Annotated in this window: 18 protein-coding genes; 14 read left to right on the forward strand and 4 right to left on the reverse strand. The window is 63.5% G+C overall.

Going from position 1 to position 18,280, the window contains the following annotated elements; genetic code table 11:
- The first annotated feature begins 111 nt into the window (after positions 1-111).
- The 10 genes from ACF8MC_RS01535 to ACF8MC_RS01580 all read left to right on the forward strand — a co-directional run bounded on the left by ACF8MC_RS01535 (position 112) and on the right by ACF8MC_RS01580 (position 8,709).
- On the forward strand, positions 112-1,119 hold the full coding sequence (locus tag ACF8MC_RS01535) for a 3-oxoacyl-[acyl-carrier-protein] synthase III C-terminal domain-containing protein (RefSeq protein ID WP_060443114.1): 1,008 nt from the start codon (positions 112-114) through the stop codon (positions 1,117-1,119).
- Positions 1,116-2,132 carry an NAD(P)-dependent oxidoreductase gene (locus tag ACF8MC_RS01540; protein ID WP_164104831.1) on the forward strand — a complete coding sequence of 339 codons (1,017 nt, stop codon included), beginning with the start codon at positions 1,116-1,118 and terminating at the stop codon, positions 2,130-2,132. The genes ACF8MC_RS01535 and ACF8MC_RS01540 overlap by 4 nt, the downstream gene beginning before the upstream one ends.
- A complete protein-coding gene (locus ACF8MC_RS01545; RefSeq protein ID WP_164104830.1) occupies positions 2,125-2,931 on the forward strand; it encodes an MBL fold metallo-hydrolase in 807 nt (268 codons plus the stop codon). Before ACF8MC_RS01540 ends, ACF8MC_RS01545 begins: the two co-directional genes overlap by 8 nt.
- Positions 2,928-4,214 (forward strand): F390 synthetase-related protein, encoded by a 1,287-nt coding sequence (locus tag ACF8MC_RS01550; RefSeq protein ID WP_164104829.1) that lies wholly within the window; start codon positions 2,928-2,930, stop codon positions 4,212-4,214. Before ACF8MC_RS01545 ends, ACF8MC_RS01550 begins: the two co-directional genes overlap by 4 nt.
- Positions 4,211-4,828, forward strand: coding sequence for a phosphatase PAP2 family protein (locus ACF8MC_RS01555; protein WP_164104828.1), 618 nt, complete (start codon positions 4,211-4,213; stop codon positions 4,826-4,828). The genes ACF8MC_RS01550 and ACF8MC_RS01555 overlap by 4 nt, the downstream gene beginning before the upstream one ends.
- The gene (locus ACF8MC_RS01560) at positions 4,825-5,958 is read left to right on the forward strand and encodes a sterol desaturase family protein (protein WP_041035547.1); all 1,134 of its coding nucleotides are present in this window, start codon (positions 4,825-4,827) and stop codon (positions 5,956-5,958) included. The genes ACF8MC_RS01555 and ACF8MC_RS01560 overlap by 4 nt, the downstream gene beginning before the upstream one ends.
- A complete protein-coding gene (locus ACF8MC_RS01565) occupies positions 5,951-7,033 on the forward strand; it encodes an acyl-CoA desaturase (protein WP_049212724.1) in 1,083 nt (360 codons plus the stop codon). The genes ACF8MC_RS01560 and ACF8MC_RS01565 overlap by 8 nt, the downstream gene beginning before the upstream one ends.
- On the forward strand, positions 7,030-8,115 hold the full coding sequence (locus ACF8MC_RS01570) for an acyl-CoA desaturase (protein WP_049212725.1): 1,086 nt from the start codon (positions 7,030-7,032) through the stop codon (positions 8,113-8,115). The genes ACF8MC_RS01565 and ACF8MC_RS01570 overlap by 4 nt, the downstream gene beginning before the upstream one ends.
- Before the next feature lie 106 nt (positions 8,116-8,221).
- Positions 8,222-8,446, forward strand: coding sequence for a hypothetical protein (locus tag ACF8MC_RS01575; protein ID WP_025303190.1), 225 nt, complete (start codon positions 8,222-8,224; stop codon positions 8,444-8,446).
- Complete coding sequence (locus ACF8MC_RS01580; RefSeq protein ID WP_049212727.1) at positions 8,443-8,709, forward strand: hypothetical protein; 267 nt, start codon at positions 8,443-8,445, stop codon at positions 8,707-8,709. Before ACF8MC_RS01575 ends, ACF8MC_RS01580 begins: the two co-directional genes overlap by 4 nt.
- Positions 8,710-8,718: 9 nt before the next feature.
- Here ACF8MC_RS01580 and ACF8MC_RS01585 read toward each other — a convergent pair whose 3' ends face one another.
- The 3 genes from ACF8MC_RS01585 to ACF8MC_RS01595 are packed head-to-tail and all read right to left on the reverse strand — an operon-like array spanning position 8,719 to position 11,296.
- A complete protein-coding gene (locus ACF8MC_RS01585) occupies positions 8,719-8,871 on the reverse strand; it encodes a DUF2474 domain-containing protein (RefSeq protein ID WP_071605360.1) in 153 nt (50 codons plus the stop codon).
- A gap of 14 nt (positions 8,872-8,885) precedes the next feature.
- A complete protein-coding gene (cydB, locus tag ACF8MC_RS01590) occupies positions 8,886-9,893 on the reverse strand; it encodes a cytochrome d ubiquinol oxidase subunit II (RefSeq protein ID WP_033653684.1) in 1,008 nt (335 codons plus the stop codon).
- Positions 9,894-9,895: 2 nt separating this feature from the next.
- On the reverse strand, positions 9,896-11,296 hold the full coding sequence (locus ACF8MC_RS01595) for a cytochrome ubiquinol oxidase subunit I (protein WP_033647706.1): 1,401 nt from the start codon (positions 11,294-11,296) through the stop codon (positions 9,896-9,898).
- Between the two features lie 144 nt (positions 11,297-11,440).
- Here ACF8MC_RS01595 and ACF8MC_RS01600 point away from each other — a divergent pair, with 144 nt between their 5' ends.
- Positions 11,441-12,859 (forward strand): PLP-dependent aminotransferase family protein, encoded by a 1,419-nt coding sequence (locus ACF8MC_RS01600; protein ID WP_033647705.1) that lies wholly within the window; start codon positions 11,441-11,443, stop codon positions 12,857-12,859.
- A gap of 15 nt (positions 12,860-12,874) precedes the next feature.
- On the opposite strand, the gene ACF8MC_RS01605 is transcribed toward ACF8MC_RS01600, so the two are convergent.
- Positions 12,875-13,849 (reverse strand): alpha/beta hydrolase, encoded by a 975-nt coding sequence (locus ACF8MC_RS01605; RefSeq protein WP_164104827.1) that lies wholly within the window; start codon positions 13,847-13,849, stop codon positions 12,875-12,877.
- Positions 13,850-14,504: 655 nt separating this feature from the next.
- Between ACF8MC_RS01605 and ACF8MC_RS01610 the strand changes: the two genes are divergently transcribed.
- From ACF8MC_RS01610 to astD, 3 genes are read left to right on the forward strand one after another with little or no spacing between them, the layout of a single operon-like run.
- The gene (locus ACF8MC_RS01610) at positions 14,505-15,719 is read left to right on the forward strand and encodes an aspartate aminotransferase family protein (protein ID WP_060452580.1); all 1,215 of its coding nucleotides are present in this window, start codon (positions 14,505-14,507) and stop codon (positions 15,717-15,719) included.
- 52 nt (positions 15,720-15,771) lie between these two features.
- Entirely contained in the window at positions 15,772-16,806 is a 1,035-nt protein-coding gene (astA, locus tag ACF8MC_RS01615) for an arginine N-succinyltransferase (RefSeq protein WP_033647701.1), read from the forward strand.
- Positions 16,806-18,278: a succinylglutamate-semialdehyde dehydrogenase gene (gene astD / locus ACF8MC_RS01620; protein ID WP_103798923.1), complete on the forward strand. Its 1,473-nt coding sequence runs from the start codon at positions 16,806-16,808 to the stop codon at positions 18,276-18,278. Before astA ends, astD begins: the two co-directional genes overlap by 1 nt.
- The last annotated feature ends 2 nt before the right edge of the window (positions 18,279-18,280 follow it).

The following is an 18,280-nucleotide window of genomic DNA, read 5'->3' on the forward strand; positions in this document are numbered from 1 at the left end:
AGCGCCTTGATGAAAGGCCTTTTGGGACATAAAAACCGGGGATGATCCGCATGGCCTTCGCGCCGCGCGGGAGAATCGCTTTATGGATAGTCAGGTTAATCAATAACAATAATGACCACACAATGTCGCTCACCCGAGCTGTTGCCTCTGAAAATCATCGCCACCGGGGCCGCGTTGCCGCCCAACCGCGTGGCCTCCTCTACGCTCGATGCCCGCCTGGGGAAACCGGCCGGCTACGTTGAAAAGCGCTCGGGCATCGTTTACCGCTATCACGCCGCCGACGACGCCAGCCAGGCCGAGCTCGCCGCCGCCGCACTGCAAGACGCGCTGGCCCGCAGCACTATTCCGGCCGCTTCGATTGACCTGCTGATCTCCGCCTCGGCGATAGCGGTACAGGCGCTGCCGTGCTCTGCCGCGCATATTCTCAAGATCGCCGGATTGGCGCCGGGTACGCCGGGCTTCGACATCAACAGCAGCTGCGTCAGCTTTATCTCTGCACTGCAGGTGGCGGCGGGGCTGTTGAACGCCGGGACGTATCGGCGTATCGCCATCGTCTCGGCGGATCTCGCTTCGCGCGGCATCGACTGGCAGCACGAAGAGTCGTCGCTGATCTTCGGCGACGGCGCCGCCTGCGCCATCGTGGAGCGCGGTGACGGCACCGGCGGCATCCTCGCCAGCCTGGTGGAAACCTATCCCGCCGGCAGCGAACTGTGCGAGATCCGCGCCGGCGGCACGCGCCGCAACCCGCGTGCCGGGATGTGCGAGCAGGACTTCCTGTTTCATATGCAGGGCAAACCGCTGTTCCGTCAGGCGTCGGCGCTGATTGAGGACTACCTCGACCGGCTGCTGAGCGCCAGCGGCTTGACCCTGGCGCAGATCGCCACCGTGGTGCCGCACCAGGCCAGCCATTTGTCGCTCGAACATATGCGTAAACGGCTGCACGTCTCCAGCGAGGCGCTGGTGGACATCTACCGCCATCACGGCAACCAGGTGGCGGCCTCTATCCCGACCGCGCTGCATGCCGCCGTGACCAGCGGGCGCTTCAACCCCGGCCAGCCGGTGATGCTGATCGGCACCGCCGCCGGGCTGGCGCTGGCCGGCATGGTGTTGCTGCCATGAGGGTGCTGGTGACCGGGGCGACCAGCGGGCTGGGGCGCAACGCGGCGCAGTGGTTGCTGGAGGCCGGGCATCAGGTGCGCGCCACCGGCCGCGATGAGCGGGCCGGCGAAGCGTTGCGGCAGATGGGCGCTGAATTTTACTCGCGCGATCTGGCGCAGGCCACGCCGCAGCAGTGCCGGGAGCTGGTGACCGACTGCGAGTGGGTGTGGCACTGTGCGGCCAAGTCTTCGCCCTGGGGCAGCAAAGCGGAATTTCACCGCATCAACGCCGCGGCGACGGAGAAACTGGCGGAGGCGGCCGGGCGCTGCGGCGTGCGGCGCTTCGTGCATATCTCCACGCCGGCAATCTACTTCGATTTTCAGCCGCATTACGATCTTGATGAGGGTTATCGCGCCCGGCGCTTCGCCAATCACTATGCCGCCAGCAAGCACGCCGCCGAGCAGCGGCTGTTGGCGCAGGCGAAGATCTACCCGCAAACCACCTATATTATGCTGCGGCCGCGCGGCCTGTTTGGCCCGCACGATCGGGTGATCGTGCCGCGGCTGTTGCAGCAGCTCGAACGCGATCGCGGCGTGCTGCGGCTGCCCGGCGGCGGGCAAGCGCTGCTGGATCTGACCTTTGCCCCCAACGTGGTGCACGCCATGGAGCTGGCCAGCCGGCAGCGCGGATTGCCGTCCGGCGCCGTGTATAACATCACCAACCATCAACCACAGCGGCTGGCGGAGATGCTGGATGCACTGCTGCGCCAGGAGCTGGGGCTGCGTTACCTGCTGCAGGCCGTGCCTTATCCGCTGCTGCATACGCTGGCCGGCGGCATGGAGCTGTGGGCAACGCTGAGCGGCCAAGAACCGCCGCTGACGCGCTACAGCGTGGCGGCGGTGCATTTCGACATGACCCTGAGCCAGACGCGCGCGATCGAAGAGCTGGGCTATCGGCCGCGTTACTCGATGGAAGAGGGGATCCGCCTGACCGGCGAGTGGCTGCGGCAGCAAGGAGGCATACAGCATGGCTAAGGTCACCGTTTTTGAAGTGGGCTATTGCACGCATATCGGCTGTATGGCGCTGCGCGGCGCCGGGTTCCGGGTGTGTAAATTCCCGGCGCGCGCCTATCTGCTGGAGGTGGGAGAGCGCCGCTGGCTGTGGGATACCGGCTACGCGCATTATTTTCAGCAGCACACGCAGTCGGGGGTGTTCAGCCTTTACCGCCGCATGACGCCGGTCTACTTCGACCCCGCTGAGTCGTTGGCGCATCAGCTGCGCGAAGCCGGTTACGCCGAAGGCGACATCCAGGCGCTGATCGTCTCGCACTTTCACGCGGATCACATCGCCGGGCTGCAGGATTTCAGCCGCCTCGATTTTATTTGCTGCGGCGAAGGCTGGCAGCAAACCCGTGGGCTGCGCGGTTTCGCGGCGCTCAAGCGCGCCTTTATTCCCGGCCTGATTCCGGCGGATTTCGAGAGCCGCCTGCAGTTTATGGAAGCTTTTCCCTCGGTGACGTTGCCCGCGCTGCTGGCGCCGTTCGATCGCGGTTACGCGCTGCCGGGCAGTGAAGGGCAGATCGTGCTGGTGCCGCTGCCGGGGCATGCGGCCGGCCATATCGGCGCCTTTATCCTCACCGACGCCGGCTGGACGCTGTTGGCCAGCGACGCCGCCTGGTCGCCGCAGAGTTACCAGACGCTGCGCGGGCCTTCGCGCCTGGCCAATCTGGTGATGGACGATGCGGCGGCGTACACCCGCACGCTGGAGCGGCTTAACCAACTGTGGGCGGGCGGCCAGGTCAACATTTTGCTGTGCCACGAGGGGGACCTGTGATCCCCTTCATGACCCTTTGGCACTACTTCCGCGCCCGGCGCCTGCGCTTTGGCGATCGTGCGGCGCTGGAGGCGCATCAGGCCCGGCAGCTCGCGGGCTTTGCCCGCCGGGTGCTGAGCAAGAGCCCCTATTTTCAGTGTTTCAGCCGCCGGCCGTTCGCCGAATGGCCGCAGATGGACAAGGCGCTGATGATGGCGCAGTTCGACCGGATGAATACCGCCGGGCTGAGCCGGGAGGCGGTGCTGGCCTGCGCGCAGCGCAGCGAGGCGGATCGCGATTTCACGCCAAAGATCGGCCGCTACAGCGTCGGGTTGTCGTCCGGCACCTCTGGGCAGCGCGGCGTGTTTGTCGTCAGCCCGCGCGAACAGCAGGTGTGGGCCGGCGGCATGCTGGCGAAGATGCTGCCGGACGGGCTGCTGGCCGGCGAGCGCGTCGCGCTGTTTCTGCGGGCGGACAATAATCTCTATCACAGCGTAAACAACCGTTGGCTGAGCCTGGCGTTTTACGATTTGCTGGCGCCGTTCAGCGAGCATCTGCCCGCGCTGGAACGGCAGGCGCCCAGCATCATCGTGGCGCCGGCGCAGGTGCTGCGCGCCCTGGCGCTGGCGGTGCTGGCCGGGCAGGTGACGCTGCCGGTCAAAAAAGTGATTTCGGTCGCCGAGGTGTTGGAAGAACAGGATCGCCGCCTGCTGATGCAGGTGTTTCCGGCGGTTGGTGAAGTGTATCAGGCTACCGAGGGGTTCCTGGCCGCGACTTGCGCGCACGGCACGCTGCATCTGAACGAAGAGTTTTTGCATATCGAACCGCAGTGGATCGACGAGCAGCGTTTCACGCCGTTGATCACTGACTTCACCCGCAGCACGCAGCCGATCGTGCGTTATCGGCTGGACGATGTGCTGGTGCTGTGCAAGGAACCCTGCCCGTGCGGGCAGCCGACGCGCGCGATTGCGCGTATCGAAGGGCGGCGCGACGATCAGCTGATGTTGCCCGATGCGCAGCGGCAGCCGCAGGCGGTATTCGCCGATGCCTGCAGCCGGACGATCGCCAATGCGCTGCCGCTGACCAGCGATTACCGCCTGATCCAGCGCGGCGAGCACCGGCTGGAGCTGATCGCCGATTGCAGCCCGGCGGCGTTGGCGCACTGCCAGGCGCAGCTGATCGCGCTGTTCGCTCGCCAGGGCATCGCCACCGATCGGCTCGAATGGCGGTTGACGGCGCAGGCGGTTTTGCCGCAGTTCGATCGCAAGCGGCGGCGCATCGTGCGCCAGGCGGAGGAAGCATGAAAAATACGCTGTTCAGGCTAGGGCACATGTTGCTCGGCTGGGGGACGGTCGGGGTGGTGTATAGCCTGACCGATCGCCTGCAGGGGGCGGGAACCCTGTTGCCGCCGTCGGCGCTTGACCGGGCAATCCCGTTCAACCCGGCGGCCATTTGGCTCTACCTGTCGTTCTTCCTCATCGTCCCGGCGGGCTATTTGCTGGCGCCGCTGCGGCGAATCAAATGGCTGACGCTGGCGATGCAGCTGACGGCGCTGGGCGCCGGGGCCGTTTACCTGCTGTGGCCGACCACCATGGCCTATCCGCAGAACGAGGGCGTTGGGATCAGCGCGCAGCTGCTGGCGGCGTTAACGCAGGTGGATTCGCCGCAGAACTGCCTGCCTTCGTTGCATATGGCGCTGACGGTGCTGGCGGTGTGGGCGCTGAGCGACGGCGAGCGCAAAATGCGGACGGCGCTGTGGATGCTGTGGGGTGTGGCGATCGCGTTCTCCATTCTGCAGCTGCGCCGCCATTTGTTTGTCGATCTGGCCGCCGGCGCGCTGCTGGCGCTGTGCGCCGGGTGGTTGGCCCTGCGCATCAAGACCCTGCGCCGGCGGGTGGTTAAAGGAGAAATGGGATGAGCGATCTGGCGTTGCCGATAGTGTTCATGCTGTTCATCGTGGTGGCCGAGGCGGTGGCGCTGCAGTGGGGGCGCCGTGAGCCGGTCAACTGGCACGATCTGGTGTTTAACCTGAACTCCGGCCATATCATGCTGTGGCTGTTCCGCGGGCTGGAGATCACCTGCTACGGCTACGTGGCCGCGCATTTCAGTCTGGGGCTGCTGGACGCCTGGCCGCCGCTGCTGATGTGGCTGTTCGCCCTGCTGGCGTGGGACTTCGGTTTCTACTGGCTGCATCGCCTGCACCACCGCTTCCGCGTGCTGTGGGCGGTACACGTGGTGCACCACCAGGGGGAGCACTTCAACCTGTCGCTGGGGGTGCGCAACTCCTGGTATTCGTCGTTGACGTCGATCCCGTTCTTTTTGCTGCTGGCGCTGGCGGGCGTGCCGCTGTCGGTGTTCGTCACGGTGTCGATTTTTCACTACAGCATTCAGCTGTTTAACCACAATGCGCTGACGCCGAAGCTGGGCGTGCTGGAAAAAATCCTGGTCACGCCGGCGCACCACCGGGTGCACCACGTCAAGGACATGGCGTATTCCAATAAGAACTTCGGCGGCAGCTTTATCTTCTGGGACAAGCTGTTCGGCACGTTCTGCCCGGCGTTGCCGACCACGCCGTTCAGCTACGGCGTCAGCGGCGATCGGCCGTCCGCCAACCCGTTCTGGGCGAGCAATCTGCCGTTTCTGCGCTATTTCCGTCTGGCATGGCGCCCGGCGCCGGGCCGGCCGCGCGACCGCCGTTCGGCGCTCAGCGTCTTCAGCGGCGCTATGCTGCTGTTCTCGTTGGTGGTCGGTTACGTCTACCAATACGGTTACGGCTACGGCGACATCAGCTGGCCGCAAATGGCGCTGCTGGTGCTGCTGGCGTTGGGCTCGGTAGCGCTGGGTGGCATGACGGAAGGGCGGCGGTGGGCGAGCGCCGTCTGGCTGCTGATCGCGCTGGGCATGCCGCTGCTGTTTATCGGCTATCTTGGCTGGCCGCAGCGCTATTGGCATATCGCCATGGCCGCCGTCGCGCTGCATGCCCTGTGCGTGGCGCTGGGCTGGGGGCGAGTGGCCGCGCCGGCCGCCGTGGAGGAACCGCATGGCTGACTTATTGCCGCCGCTGCGTTTCCCCGCCGATGGCGAGCAGGCGTTTCACCGCGATCTCAAGCGCGCGGCGCACGCCTGCCTGGCGGGCGATCATCGCTATGCCGATGCCGCGCGATTGGCCAAGGCCGCGCTGTTGCTGGCGCTGTGCGTCGGGTTTTACGCCCTGAGCCTGATGCAGCATCAGCCCTGGGCGTTTTTCCTCTGCTATTTCCTGTTCGTGGCCATGGGCATGCTGCTCAACGTCAACGTCAACCACGATGCTTCGCATAACGCCTTCTTGCGCGCGCCCTGGGCCAATCGCCTGGTGGGGCGGCTGGTGACGCTGCCGCTGGGCGTCGATCCGGACTACTGGCGCACGCGCCACGTGGATTACCACCACGTTTACGCCAACGTCGAACACTACGATCTGGACACCGAAGAGAACGGCTTTTTCCGCCAGACGCCGTTCCAGCGCTGGCGGCCGCATATGCGCTATCAGCATCTGTACTGGCCGCTGATCGCCGCGCTCTCGCTGCCCTACATCGCGTGGATTTTCGATTGGTCCGATCGGCTCGATAAAACGCCGCTGCGGGAAAAACGCGTGCTGGCGGGGCGCGGCGGTTGGAGGCTGTTCGTGCTGTGCAAATTGCTTCATGTGGCGCTGGTGCTGGTGGTGCCGCTGATCCTGTGCCACCTGCACGGCATCGGTTGGGGCTGGGTGCTGTTGGCTTACGTGCTCAGCCAGATGTTTGCCTCGCTGCTGGTGGTGTTCCTGCTGCTGGGCACCCACTGGGCGCAGGCCGAGTTTTACCCGGCGCCGGCGGGTGACAGCATGCCGCACGGTTGGTACCGGCACAATTTCGCCACCGCCTGCGACTGGCAGCCCGAGCCGCGCTGGCTGGAGCACCTGACCGGCGGGCTGAACTATCACCTGACCCACCACCTGTTTCCCGGCTGGAATCACCGCCACTACCCGGCGCTGGCCGCCGCAGTGGCGGAAGTGGCGCATCGGCACGGCATGGCGTACCGCTGCATCGGCTATCGCGAACTGCTGGCGCAGCAACAGCGCTTCTTACGCCGGATGGGGCAGCCATGAAGCCGCTGCGTCCGTTAGCCTACCGGCGTGACGACAGTGGGCTACATCGTGCGCTGATGCAGGCCGCCCAGCATTATCTGGCGGCCAACGGCGATCACCGCTTCGCCGACGGCGGCATGCTGGCGAAGGTGGCGCTGCTGCTGGCGCTGTGCGGCCTGTGTTACGGGTTGAGCCTGCAGCAGCAAAACGGCTGGGCGTTTTTCGCTTGCTACTTCGGTTTTATCTTTATCGGCATGTTCCTGACGGTGAACGTGGTGCACGATGCCTCACATAACGCGTTTTTCCGTCGGCCCTGGGCCAACCGCTGGCTGAACGCCCTGGTGAGCGTGCCGCTGGGGCTGGATCCCGACTGCTGGCGCGTGCGGCACGTGCTGTTCCACCATGCCCATAACAATATCGAACATTACGACCCCGACATCGACGCCAACGGCGTGCTGCGGCAAACGCCGTTCCAGCGCTGGCGGCCCTTTATGCGCGCCCAGCGCTACTATTGGCCGCTGGTGGCGGCGCTGACGTTCCCGTACTACATCTGGCTGTTCGACTGGCTGGATCGGGCGGGCCGCACCCGCGTGGCGGCACGCATGGCGCAGCAGGGTGTGCGCGGCTGGTGCGGATTTCTGGCGGGCAAGGCGGCGCACCTGCTGCTGGCGCTGGCGATCCCGTGCTGGCTGCTGCCGCCGGCCATCGGCATCGGGCAAATTCTGCTGGTCTATTTGCTGAGCCAGATGCTTTCTTCATTGCTGTTCGTGATGTTGATCATCGGCACCCACTGGGCCAAGGCCAATTTTTACCAGGCGCCAGCGCAGGGCGCGATGCCGCACGGCTGGTATCACCATGTGTTCGCCACCACCTTCGACTGGCTGACCCGGCCGCGTTGGCTGGGATACTGGCTCGGCGGGGCGAACCTGCATTTGACGCATCATCTGTTCCCGCACTGGAGCCACCGTCATTACCCGGCGCTGAGCCGCATCATCGGCGAGGTAGCGCCGCGTTTCGGCATCGACTACCGCCTGCTGGAGCTGGGGGAGCTGTTGCGCCTGCAGCAGCGCTTCCTCAGCGCGATGGGGCGCAAACCACATTAGCGTTGCATGCGGATTGTGCGAGGCGTTACGCAGTTCACTAATTGAACGATAGTTGCCCTTCCAGTAGACTTTCCCCCTGTGAATCAACGGCCACAGGAGGTGGACTATGCGCAGCTTGCCGATTCGGTTATCGAATAAAATTGATGATGATCTGAACGATATTGCCCGGCGTCATGGGATGGAAAAAACCGAGGTAATCAAAATGGCGTTTGCACTGATTACCCTTGCCGATAAGTACTGGATGAAACAGGATGGTACTTCTCTTGGCATTGTACGGGAGAAGGGTGAACAGCTTGAAGCGGTGGGGCGGGTCGTGGAGATCTTCCCATGAACATCGAAAGCCGTAATCTGCGCGATGAGGCCAGCCAGGTTTATCTGGAGCAGGTGTTGGTCTTCGACGAAATGGAGCGTCTGCGCCTGGCGCGCCAGGTATTGTGCGGGATATTCGCGGTCAGCGTGGGCGTATTCGCCGCCCACGCGTATTGGGACAAAAATGAAGCGCTGAGGCAAGCGTTCGAACTGGTGAAGATCGGCGCCTTGCCGCTGGTCACGCTGGTGGTTTCCTTCTACTTTCCCACCAGCGCGGCCAGATAAGGCGCCGCGTCAATGCGACTTCATGCCCGCCGCGGTCATCAGCAGGCGGAACAGCGAGGCGACCACGAACAGCCCCAGCACGCTGGCGCTCCAGATGATCACCAGCCAGCCGATGCGTTTCCACCAGGGCGCCGGCGCGGCGGTTGCCGTTTTATCTTGCATAGCGTCCTCCCTTCTCAGTGATAGCCGTGTTCATGGCTGATCTTGCCGCGGAACACGTAGTAGCTCCAGAAGGTGTAGACCAGAATGATCGGGATGATGAACAGCGCGCCCACCAGCATAAAGCCGAGGCTCTGCGGCGGGGCGGCGGCGTCCCACAGGCTGATGGCCGGCGGGATCAGGTGCGGCCAGATGCTGATGCCAAGCCCGCTCAGGCCGAGGAACACCAGCAGCAGCGTCAGTATGAACGGCGAGTAGTGCGCGCCGCGTTTCACCCCGCGCTGAATTCCCCAGGCGCTGAGCAGCACCAGCACCGGCACCGGCAGCAGCCAGAACAAATTCGGCAGCGTAAACCAGCGGGCGGCGATTTCCGGATGCGCGATCGGCGTCCAGATACTGACCGCGGCCAGCACCAGCAACAGGATCGCCAGCAGCGGCGTCGCCAGATGATACATGCGCGCCTGCAGATCACCGGCGGTTTTCATCACCAGCCAGGTGCAGCCTAGCAGGGCGTAGGTCACCACCAGCCCCAGCCCGCAGAACAACGCGAACGGCGTCAGCCAGTCCAGTGCGCCGCCGGCGTAGGTGCGGCCTTCGACCGGGAAGCCGTTGATCACGGCGCCCACCACCACACCCTGGCTGAAGGTGGCGAAGATTGAGCCCCAGATGAACGCCTTGTCCCAGATATGGCGTTTCTCCGGCGTCGCCTTGAAGCGAAACTCGAAGGCCACGCCGCGGAAAATCAGCCCGATCAGCATCAGCGTCAGCGGGATCGCCAGCGCGTCGAGGATCACCGAGTAGGCCAGCGGGAAGGCGCCGAACAGCGCGGCGCCGCCCAGCACCAGCCAGGTCTCATTGCCGTCCCACACTGGGGCGACGGTGTTCATCATCAGATCGCGGTCGCCGCTCTCTTTCACCCACGGAAACAGGATGCCGATGCCCAGGTCGAAACCGTCCATCACCACGTACATCATGGTGCTGAACACGATGATCACAAACCAAATCAGCGGAAGATCGATGCCCATGTTCAGCTCCTGTCGTCCAGAGTGTCGTTGACCGCGGACAGCGGACGCGCCGGCCGGCCCTCGGTATTGTCTTCTTGGTGTTCATGCGGCTGCGGCCCTTTGCGGATCAGGCGCATCATGTAGGAATAGCCCACGCCGAACACCGAGCAGTAGACGATGATGAACGCCAGCAGGCTGATGCTCATGTGCAGATCGCCGTGCGCGGAGACCGCGTCCTTGGTGCGCAGCAGGCCGTACACCACCCACGGCTGGCGGCCGATCTCGGTGGTGAACCAGCCCGCCAGCAGCGCCAGCAGCCCGGAAGGGCCCATCCACAGGATGAAGTACAGGAACGGACGCGACTGATACAGCCCGCCGCGCCAGCGCAGCCACAGGCTCCACACCCCGGCCAGGATCATCAGCATGCCCAGCCCGACCATGATGCGGAACGACCAGAACACCACGGTGGAGTTGGGGCGATCTTCCGGCGGGAAGGATTTGAGCGCCGGTACCTGTTCGGTCAGGCTGTGGGTCAGGATCAGGCTGCCGAGGTACGGTACTTCCAGCTTGAAGCGGGTCTCTTCGCGCTCCATGTCCGGCCAACCGACCAGGATAAGCGGCGTGGCTTCGCCCGGCGGGTTTTCCCAGTGGCCTTCGATGGCGGCGATCTTCGCCGGCTGGTGTTTCAGCGTATTCAGGCCATGCGCATCGCCGATCAGCGCCTGCACCGGCGCGACGATCAGCGCCATCCACATCGCCATCGACAGCATTTTGCGCATCGCCGGGGTATCGCGGCCGCGCAGCAGGTGCCAGGCGGCGGAGGCGCCGACGAAGAACGCCGAGGAGAGGAAGGCGGCGGTGGACATGTGCAGCAGGCGGTACGGGAAGGACGGGTTGAAGATCACCTTCAGCCAGTCGACCGGTACCACCTGGCCGTTGATGATTTCATGCCCCTGTGGCGTCTGCATCCAGCTGTTGGAAGCCAGGATCCAGAAGGTGGAGATCAGCGTGCCGAGCGCCACCATGCAGGTGGCGAAGAAGTGCAGGCCGGGGCCGACGCGGTTCCAGCCGAACAGCATTACGCCGAGGAAACCGGCTTCGAGGAAGAAGGCGGTCAGCACTTCATAGGTCAGCAGCGGCCCGGTAATGCTGCCGGCGAACTCGGAGAAGAAGCTCCAGTTGGTGCCGAACTGATAGGCCATCACCAGCCCGGACACCACGCCCATGCCGAAGTTGACGGCGAAAATCTTTGACCAGAAGTGGTAAAGCTCACGGTAGGCTTCATTGTGCGTTTTCAACCATAATCCTTCCAGCACCGCCAGATAGCTGGCTAAACCGATGGTGATGGCGGGGAAGATGATATGGAAAGACACGGTGAAGGCGAACTGTATTCTGGCGAGTTCCAGTGCATCAAGACCCAGCATGGCGCCTCCTAGGGTTGAACATAAATTAACCTCTTGAGTATAGCTGTCATTTTTATGTGAAATACTTGGCGTTAAGTTAAGCACGGAGTACAGTGACTATAATAGTGACAGTTATTTTACTTTTTCATATAACAGTTAATGGTTATGACCCGATACGAGCAGCTTGCGCAGCAGATTAGAGAACAGATCCAGAACCGGGTGTGGCGGGCGGGCGACAAGCTGCCTTCGCTGCGCGAGAGCGGCAAACGCGCCGGACTGAGCCTGATGACGGTGGTGCAGTCTTACCAACTGCTGGAGAGCCAGGGGTGGATCGTCGCCCGGCCGCAGTCGGGCTACTACGTGGCGGCGCGCCCGCAGCCGCTGCCCCAGCCTTCGCGCGGCGAGAAGCTGTTGCTGAGCGAGCAGGTGGACATCAACGCCTTTATTTTCGACGTGCTGCAGGCCTGCAAGGATCCGGATATCGTGCCTTTCGGTTCGGCCTTTCCCGACGCCACGCTGTTCGCCCAGCCGAAGCTGGCGCGCGCGCTGAGCAGCGTGGCGCGCAAGTTCACGCCGCACAGTTCGCTGGCCAACCTGCCGCCGGGCAACGACGCGCTGCGGCGGCACATCGCCCAACGCTATGCGCTGAGCGGCATGCAGGTCGCGCCGGACGAAATCGTCATCACCGCCGGGGCGATGGAGTCGCTCAGCCTCAGCCTGCAGGCGGTGACCCAGCCGGGCGACTATGTGGCGATCGAATCGCCGGCGTTTTACGGCGCGCTGCAGGCGCTGGAACGGCTGCGGTTAAAGGCGGTGGCGATCGCTACGCATCCGCAGGACGGCATCGATCTGGACGCGCTGCAGCAGGCGGTGGACCAGTATCCGATCAAAGCCTGCTGGTTGATGACCCATTTCCAGAACCCGCAGGGCGCCACCCTGCCGGAGGCCAACAAGCAACGGCTGGTGACGCTGCTGCGCGAACGGCAGATCTCGCTGATTGAAGACGACGTCTACGGCGAACTGTACTTCAGCGCGGAACGGCCGCTGCCAGCCAAGGCGCTCGACAGCGGCGGCCAGATCCTGCACTGCTCGTCGTTTTCCAAATGCCTGGCGCCGGGCTTTCGCGTCGGCTGGGTGGCGGCAGGGCGTTATGCGCAGCAGATCCAGCGTTTGCAGCTGATGAGCACCGTTTCCACCAGCGTGCCGACCCAGATGGCGCTGGCGGATTATCTGCTGCACGGCGGCTACGATACCCATCTGCGGCGGCTGCGGCGCCTGCTGGCTCAGCGGCAAAGCGCGATGCGTCAGGCGATCGCCCACCATTTCCCGCCGACGGTGAAGGTCAGCCAGCCCGACGGCGGCTACTTCCTGTGGCTGGAGCTGGATCCGGCGCTGTCGTCGATGGAACTGTACCGGCGGGCCCTTTCCCGGGGCATTAGCATCGCGCCGGGGCGCATGTTTACCACCGGCGACCATTTCAACCACTGCTTCCGTCTCAACGCCTCTTTTGAATGGAACGACCGCTTTGAAGAGGCGATCAAAACCTTAGCCAAACTTATCCGGGGGCTGGCGGCGGCAGGCTGAACGGCACACCTGGCGTCAGGACAGATAGTGCTTCAACGCGCGCCCGGCCTGGTGGATCGCCGAATGCACCGCCGGGACGTGGGCGAGCGGATTCAACAGGCCGTAGTCGTGGATCAGCCCGTTATAGCGGGTGGAGGTGACCTCGACGCCGGCGGCATCGAGCAGACGCGCGTAGGCTTCGCCCTCATCGCGCAGCACGTCCAGCTCGGCGGTTTGCACCAGCGCCGGCGGCAACCCCCGCAGCTGGTCCGGCGTGGCGTTGAGCGGCGAGGCGTAGATGTCTTTGCGCTGCGCCTTATCGGGCGCGTAGCTGTCCCAAAACCACTTCATCATGTTGCGGGTCAGGAAATGGCCTTCGGCAAACTGATGATAGGAATCGGTATCAAACTGGGCGCGGGTGACGGGCCACAGCAGGATCTGGCAGCGCAGCGCCGGTATGCCTTTCTGTTTGGCCATCAGGCTGACCACCGCCGCCATATTGCCGCCGGCGCTGTTGCCGACCACCGCCAGCCGCGAGCCGTCGACGTTGATCTTCTCGCCGTACTCGGCCACCCATTCGGTGGCGGCGTAAGCCAGGTTGATCGCCTCAGGGTAGCGCACCTCCGGTGAGCGGGGATAATTGACGAACACCGCCGCCGCACCTGAGCTGTGCACCAGATCGCGCACCAGCCGTTCATGGGTGGGAAAATCGCCCAGCACCCAGCCACCGCCGTGGAAGAACATGAATACCGGCAGCGCCTCTTTGACCCTGGCCGGCCGCACCAGCTGCAGCAGAATATCCTGACCTTCTACGTGAATGGTTTTCTCGCTGATATCGACCTCGCGCAGCGGCACCTCGACGCTGCGTTGCGCGTCCTCCAACATCCTGCGCGCCTCTTTGGGCTTCATCTGTTCCATAGGTTTACCGCCGCCGGCATTCAGCGCGTCGAGAAACGCGCGGATGTCGTGTTGGGCGTGCGGCTGGCTGAGATCGACGGTTTTCTTGGGCATGGGGACTCCTTGTGCGCAAAAGAGAAGGGGCGGTCAGGATCACAGTGTAGTCGCTGGCGCACAAAGCAGGATCCGCGGCCAGCGTGGCCCCTTTTGGCCGGTGGGGTCTCGCGTCGCTGCCGCGATGCACCATTCTGGCGCACTGCTGCACCCACTGGGGGCAAAAAGTGTGATAGCGAGCAAATCCGGCGAAATTATTTTTGCGAGCCCGATCAGAAATCCTGAAGTTTTTCGCAATTGAATAGGATTTCGCGCGCAATGATGATTTTAGGCCTTATTTTTTAATTTATGCATTACCAATGCATAGAAAATGAATAACTATGCAATATAAGCCGTTGTTTTAACGCCAGAAATAGCAAAATCCGGTAAAAATCCCGTTTTGGCACGATAGCTGCTCTACACTCTTTATCAAACGACATGTATTTTAACTGCTAGTTAACATTTACTCCCCGCTCAGGGACCGGATATACGCCATAAATAGTGAAAAACCGATTTTATGTAACAGATTTGTTTCTAAATCAGCGGTAAGGGGCAGCATTTTCTCCGCCGTGAAAGTCGGTTTTGAACAACGGTTTTTTTGCAATGTGGCGGCCTAGCCGGGCCTGAGCGGCCCTTACAGTCAAAATTCAGCCTTTGCTGAGATTATGAGGTCACTATGGAACAGCCAATCGCAGTTACCCGCCAGTCTTTCGATGACTGGATGGTCCCGGTTTATGCCCCTGCCGATTTTATTCTGGTGCGGGGAGAAGGCTCGCAGGTGTGGGATCAGCAGGGTAAGTCTTACATCGACTTCGCCGGCGGCATCGCGGTTAACGCGTTGGGGCATGCGCACCCGGCGGTCAAGGCGGCGCTGGTGGAGCAGGCGGGCAAACTGTGGCATCTGGGCAATGGCTATACCAACGAACCGGTGCTGCGCCTGGCCAAAAAATTGATCGACGCCACCTTCGCCGACAAGGTGTTCTTCTGCAACTCGGGCGCCGAAGCCAACGAAGCGGCGCTGAAACTGGCGCGCAAGCATGCGCACGACCAGCACGGCGCCGGTAAGGATCAGATTGTGGCGTTCAACAACGCGTTCCACGGCCGCACGCTGTTTACCGTGTCCGCCGGCGGCCAGCCAAAATACTCGCAGGACTTTGCGCCGCTGCCGGGCGGCATCACCCATACGCCGTACAACGATCTGGCCGCGGCGGCCGAGCTTATCAACGATCGCACCTGCGCGGTGATCGTCGAGCCGATCCAGGGCGAGGGCGGCGTGCTGCCGGCGGAAGCCAGTTTCCTGCAGGGGCTGCGTGAGCTGTGCGATCGCCATAATGCGCTGCTGATCTTCGACGAAGTGCAGACCGGCGTCGGCCGCACCGGCCACCTGTATGCCTACATGCAGTACGGCGTGGTGCCGGACGTGCTGACCACCGCCAAAGCGCTGGGCGGCGGCTTCCCTATCGGCGCCATGCTGACCACCGATGCGCTGGCGAAAACGCTGGGCGTCGGCACCCACGGCACCACCTACGGCGGCAACCCGCTGGCGACGGCGGTGGCGGGGACGGTGTTCTCCATCATCAACACCTCGGAAGTGCTGGAGGGCGTCAAACAGCGTCACCAGTGGTTTATCGACGGGTTGAACGACATCAACCGTCAGTACCCGATCTTCGCCGACATTCGCGGCGGCGGTTTGCTGATCGGCTGCCAATTGACGAAAGACTATGCCGGCAAAGCGAAGCAGATCACCCAACTGGCCAACGAAGAAGGCGTTATCGCGCTGATCGCCGGCCCGGACGTGGTGCGTTTCACGCCGTCGCTGATCATCCCTGAGCAGGATGTGAAAGAGGGGCTGGCGCGATTCGCGCGCGCCGTGGCGCGCATTTGCAGCTAATCAGCGGGCTGCGCCTTCACCGGCGCAGCCTGATTCAGAAGAGGTTCGCATTATGATGATTATTCGCCCTATAGAGCGTCGCGATCTGGCGGATTTATTGACGCTGGCCGGTAAATCCGGCATCGGTCTCACTTCACTGCCGCAAAATGAAGATACCCTGTCGGCACGCATTGAGCGGGCGTTAAAAACCTGGCAAGGCGAACTTCCGCAAAGTGACCAGTGTTATTTGTTCGTGTTGGAAGACAGCGAGCGCCGTCAGGTGGTCGGGGTCTGCGCGATCGAAGTGGCCGTCGGCCTGGCGGAACCCTGGTACAGCTTCCGCGTAGGCACGCAGGTGCACGCTTCCAAACAGCTGAACGTCTATAAATCGGTGCCGACGCTGTTCCTCAGCAACGATCATACCGGCCATTCGGAGCTGTGCACGCTGTTCCTCGATCCGGATTATCGTCACGGTGAGAACGGCAAGCTGCTGTCGAAGGTGCGTTTCCTGTTTATTGCCGCGTTCCGCGAACGTTTCTCCCGGCGCCTGATCGCCGAGATGCGCGGTTTCTCCGATGAAAACGGCCGATCGCCGTTCTGGGAGAGCGTCGGGCGCCATTTCTTCTCCATCGAGTTCGCCAAGGCGGACTACCTGAGCGGCACCGGGCAAAAGGCGTTTATCGCCGAACTGATGCCGAAACACCCGTTGTATGTCGATTTCCTGGCCGAAGACGCGCAGAAAGTGATCGGCGAAGTGCATCCGCAAACCCTGCCGGCGCGCCGGTTGCTGGAGGCGGAAGGCCTGAGCTATCAGGGCTACGTCGATATCTTCGACGGCGGCCCGACGCTGGAAGCCGAGATCGACCACATCCGCGCGGTGAAGCAGAGCCGCCTGGTGAAAGTGGTGCTGGATGACACGCCGATGCGCGCCGATGCGCCGGTGCATCTGGTGGCCAACGACAACTATCAGCACTACCGCGCACTGTTGGTCAATGCCGATCTGTATGACGACCGCCTGCATATCAACGCCGCCACCGCCGCGGCGCTGGGCGTCGAACAGGGCAGCCCGGTGCGGGTGCTCCCCCTTATTGCACAGGAGAAAGCATGATGTCTCATCCTGCACTGTTGATTAACGGCGTCTGGCGGCAGGGCCGCGGCGCCGAGTTCGGCAAGGCCGATCCGGTCGGCAACCAGCCGCTGTGGCGCGCCAACGCCGCCGATACCGACGACGTCGCCGCCGCCTGCGAGGCCGCGCGCGCCGCGTTCCCGGCCTGGGCGCGTACGCCGTTCGAGCAGCGCGAACAGCTGGTAAGACGCTTCGCCGCCTTGCTGGAAGAACACAAGCAGTCGCTGGCGGAAACCATCAGCCGCGAGACCGGCAAACCGCGCTGGGAAACGCTGACCGAAATTCAGGCGATGATCGGCAAGGTGGGCATTTCGCTGCAGGCCTATCAGACGCGCACCGGCTTTAGCCAGACGGCGATGGCCGACGGCGCTTCGGTGCTGCGCCATCGTCCGCACGGCGTGCTGGCGGTGTTCGGGCCTTACAACTTCCCCGGCCATCTGCCGAACGGCCATATCGTGCCGGCGCTGTTGGCCGGCAACTGCGTGGTATTCAAACCGAGCGAGCTGACGCCGCTGACCGCCGAGGAGACCCTGAAGCTGTGGCTGCAGGCCGGCCTGCCGAACGGGGTGATCAACCTGGTGCAAGGCGGCCGCGAGACCGGCGAAGCGCTGGCGTCCAGTGCGGATATCGACGGCCTGCTGTTCACCGGCAGCGCCGGCACCGGCTATCACCTGCATCGCCAATTGGCGGGGCAGCCGGAGAAGATCCTGGCGCTGGAGATGGGCGGCAACAACGCGCTGATCGTCGACGGTTTTGACGATCGCGATGCGGCGGTCAACCTGGCTATCCAATCGGCGTTTATCTCCGCCGGCCAACGCTGCACCTGTTCACGCCGTATCCTGGTGAAGCAGGGGGCGGAAGGCGACGCCTTTATCGAACGTTTGGTCCAGGTGGCGGGTGAACTGCGCGTCGGCCGCTGGGATGCCGAACCGCAGCCGTTCATGGGCGGGGTGGTGTCGGCAGCCGCGGCGGAAAACATGCTGAACGCGCAGCAGCGCTTGCTGGCGCTGGGCGGCAAATCGCTGCTGAGCATGCGCCTGCTGGAACCGGGCAGTTCGCTGCTCAGCCCGGGCATCGTCGATCTGACCGGCGTGGCCGGCGTACCGGACGAAGAGTATTTCGGCCCCTTGACCACCATCGTGCGTTACCGCGATTTCGACGAAGCGCTACAGCTGGCCAACCGGACGCGCTACGGCCTGTCGGTGGGGCTGGTATCGCCGCAGCGCGAGTTGTTCGAGCGGCTGCTGCTGGAAGCGCGCGCCGGCATCGTCAACTGGAACAAGCCGCTGACCGGGGCGTCCAGCGCGGCGCCGTTCGGTGGCGTGGGGGCCTCCGGCAACCATCGCCCAAGCGCCTTCTATGCGGCGGACTATTGCGCCTGGCCGATGGCGTCGCTGGAAAGCGAAAGCCTGTCGCTGCCGGCGACGCTCTCGCCGGGCTTGTCGTTCCGTTAATC

This window comes from Serratia sp. LACPHL-BACT-2024-00286, assembly GCF_043109535.1.
Lineage (GTDB): Bacteria > Pseudomonadota > Gammaproteobacteria > Enterobacterales > Enterobacteriaceae > Serratia > Serratia sarumanii.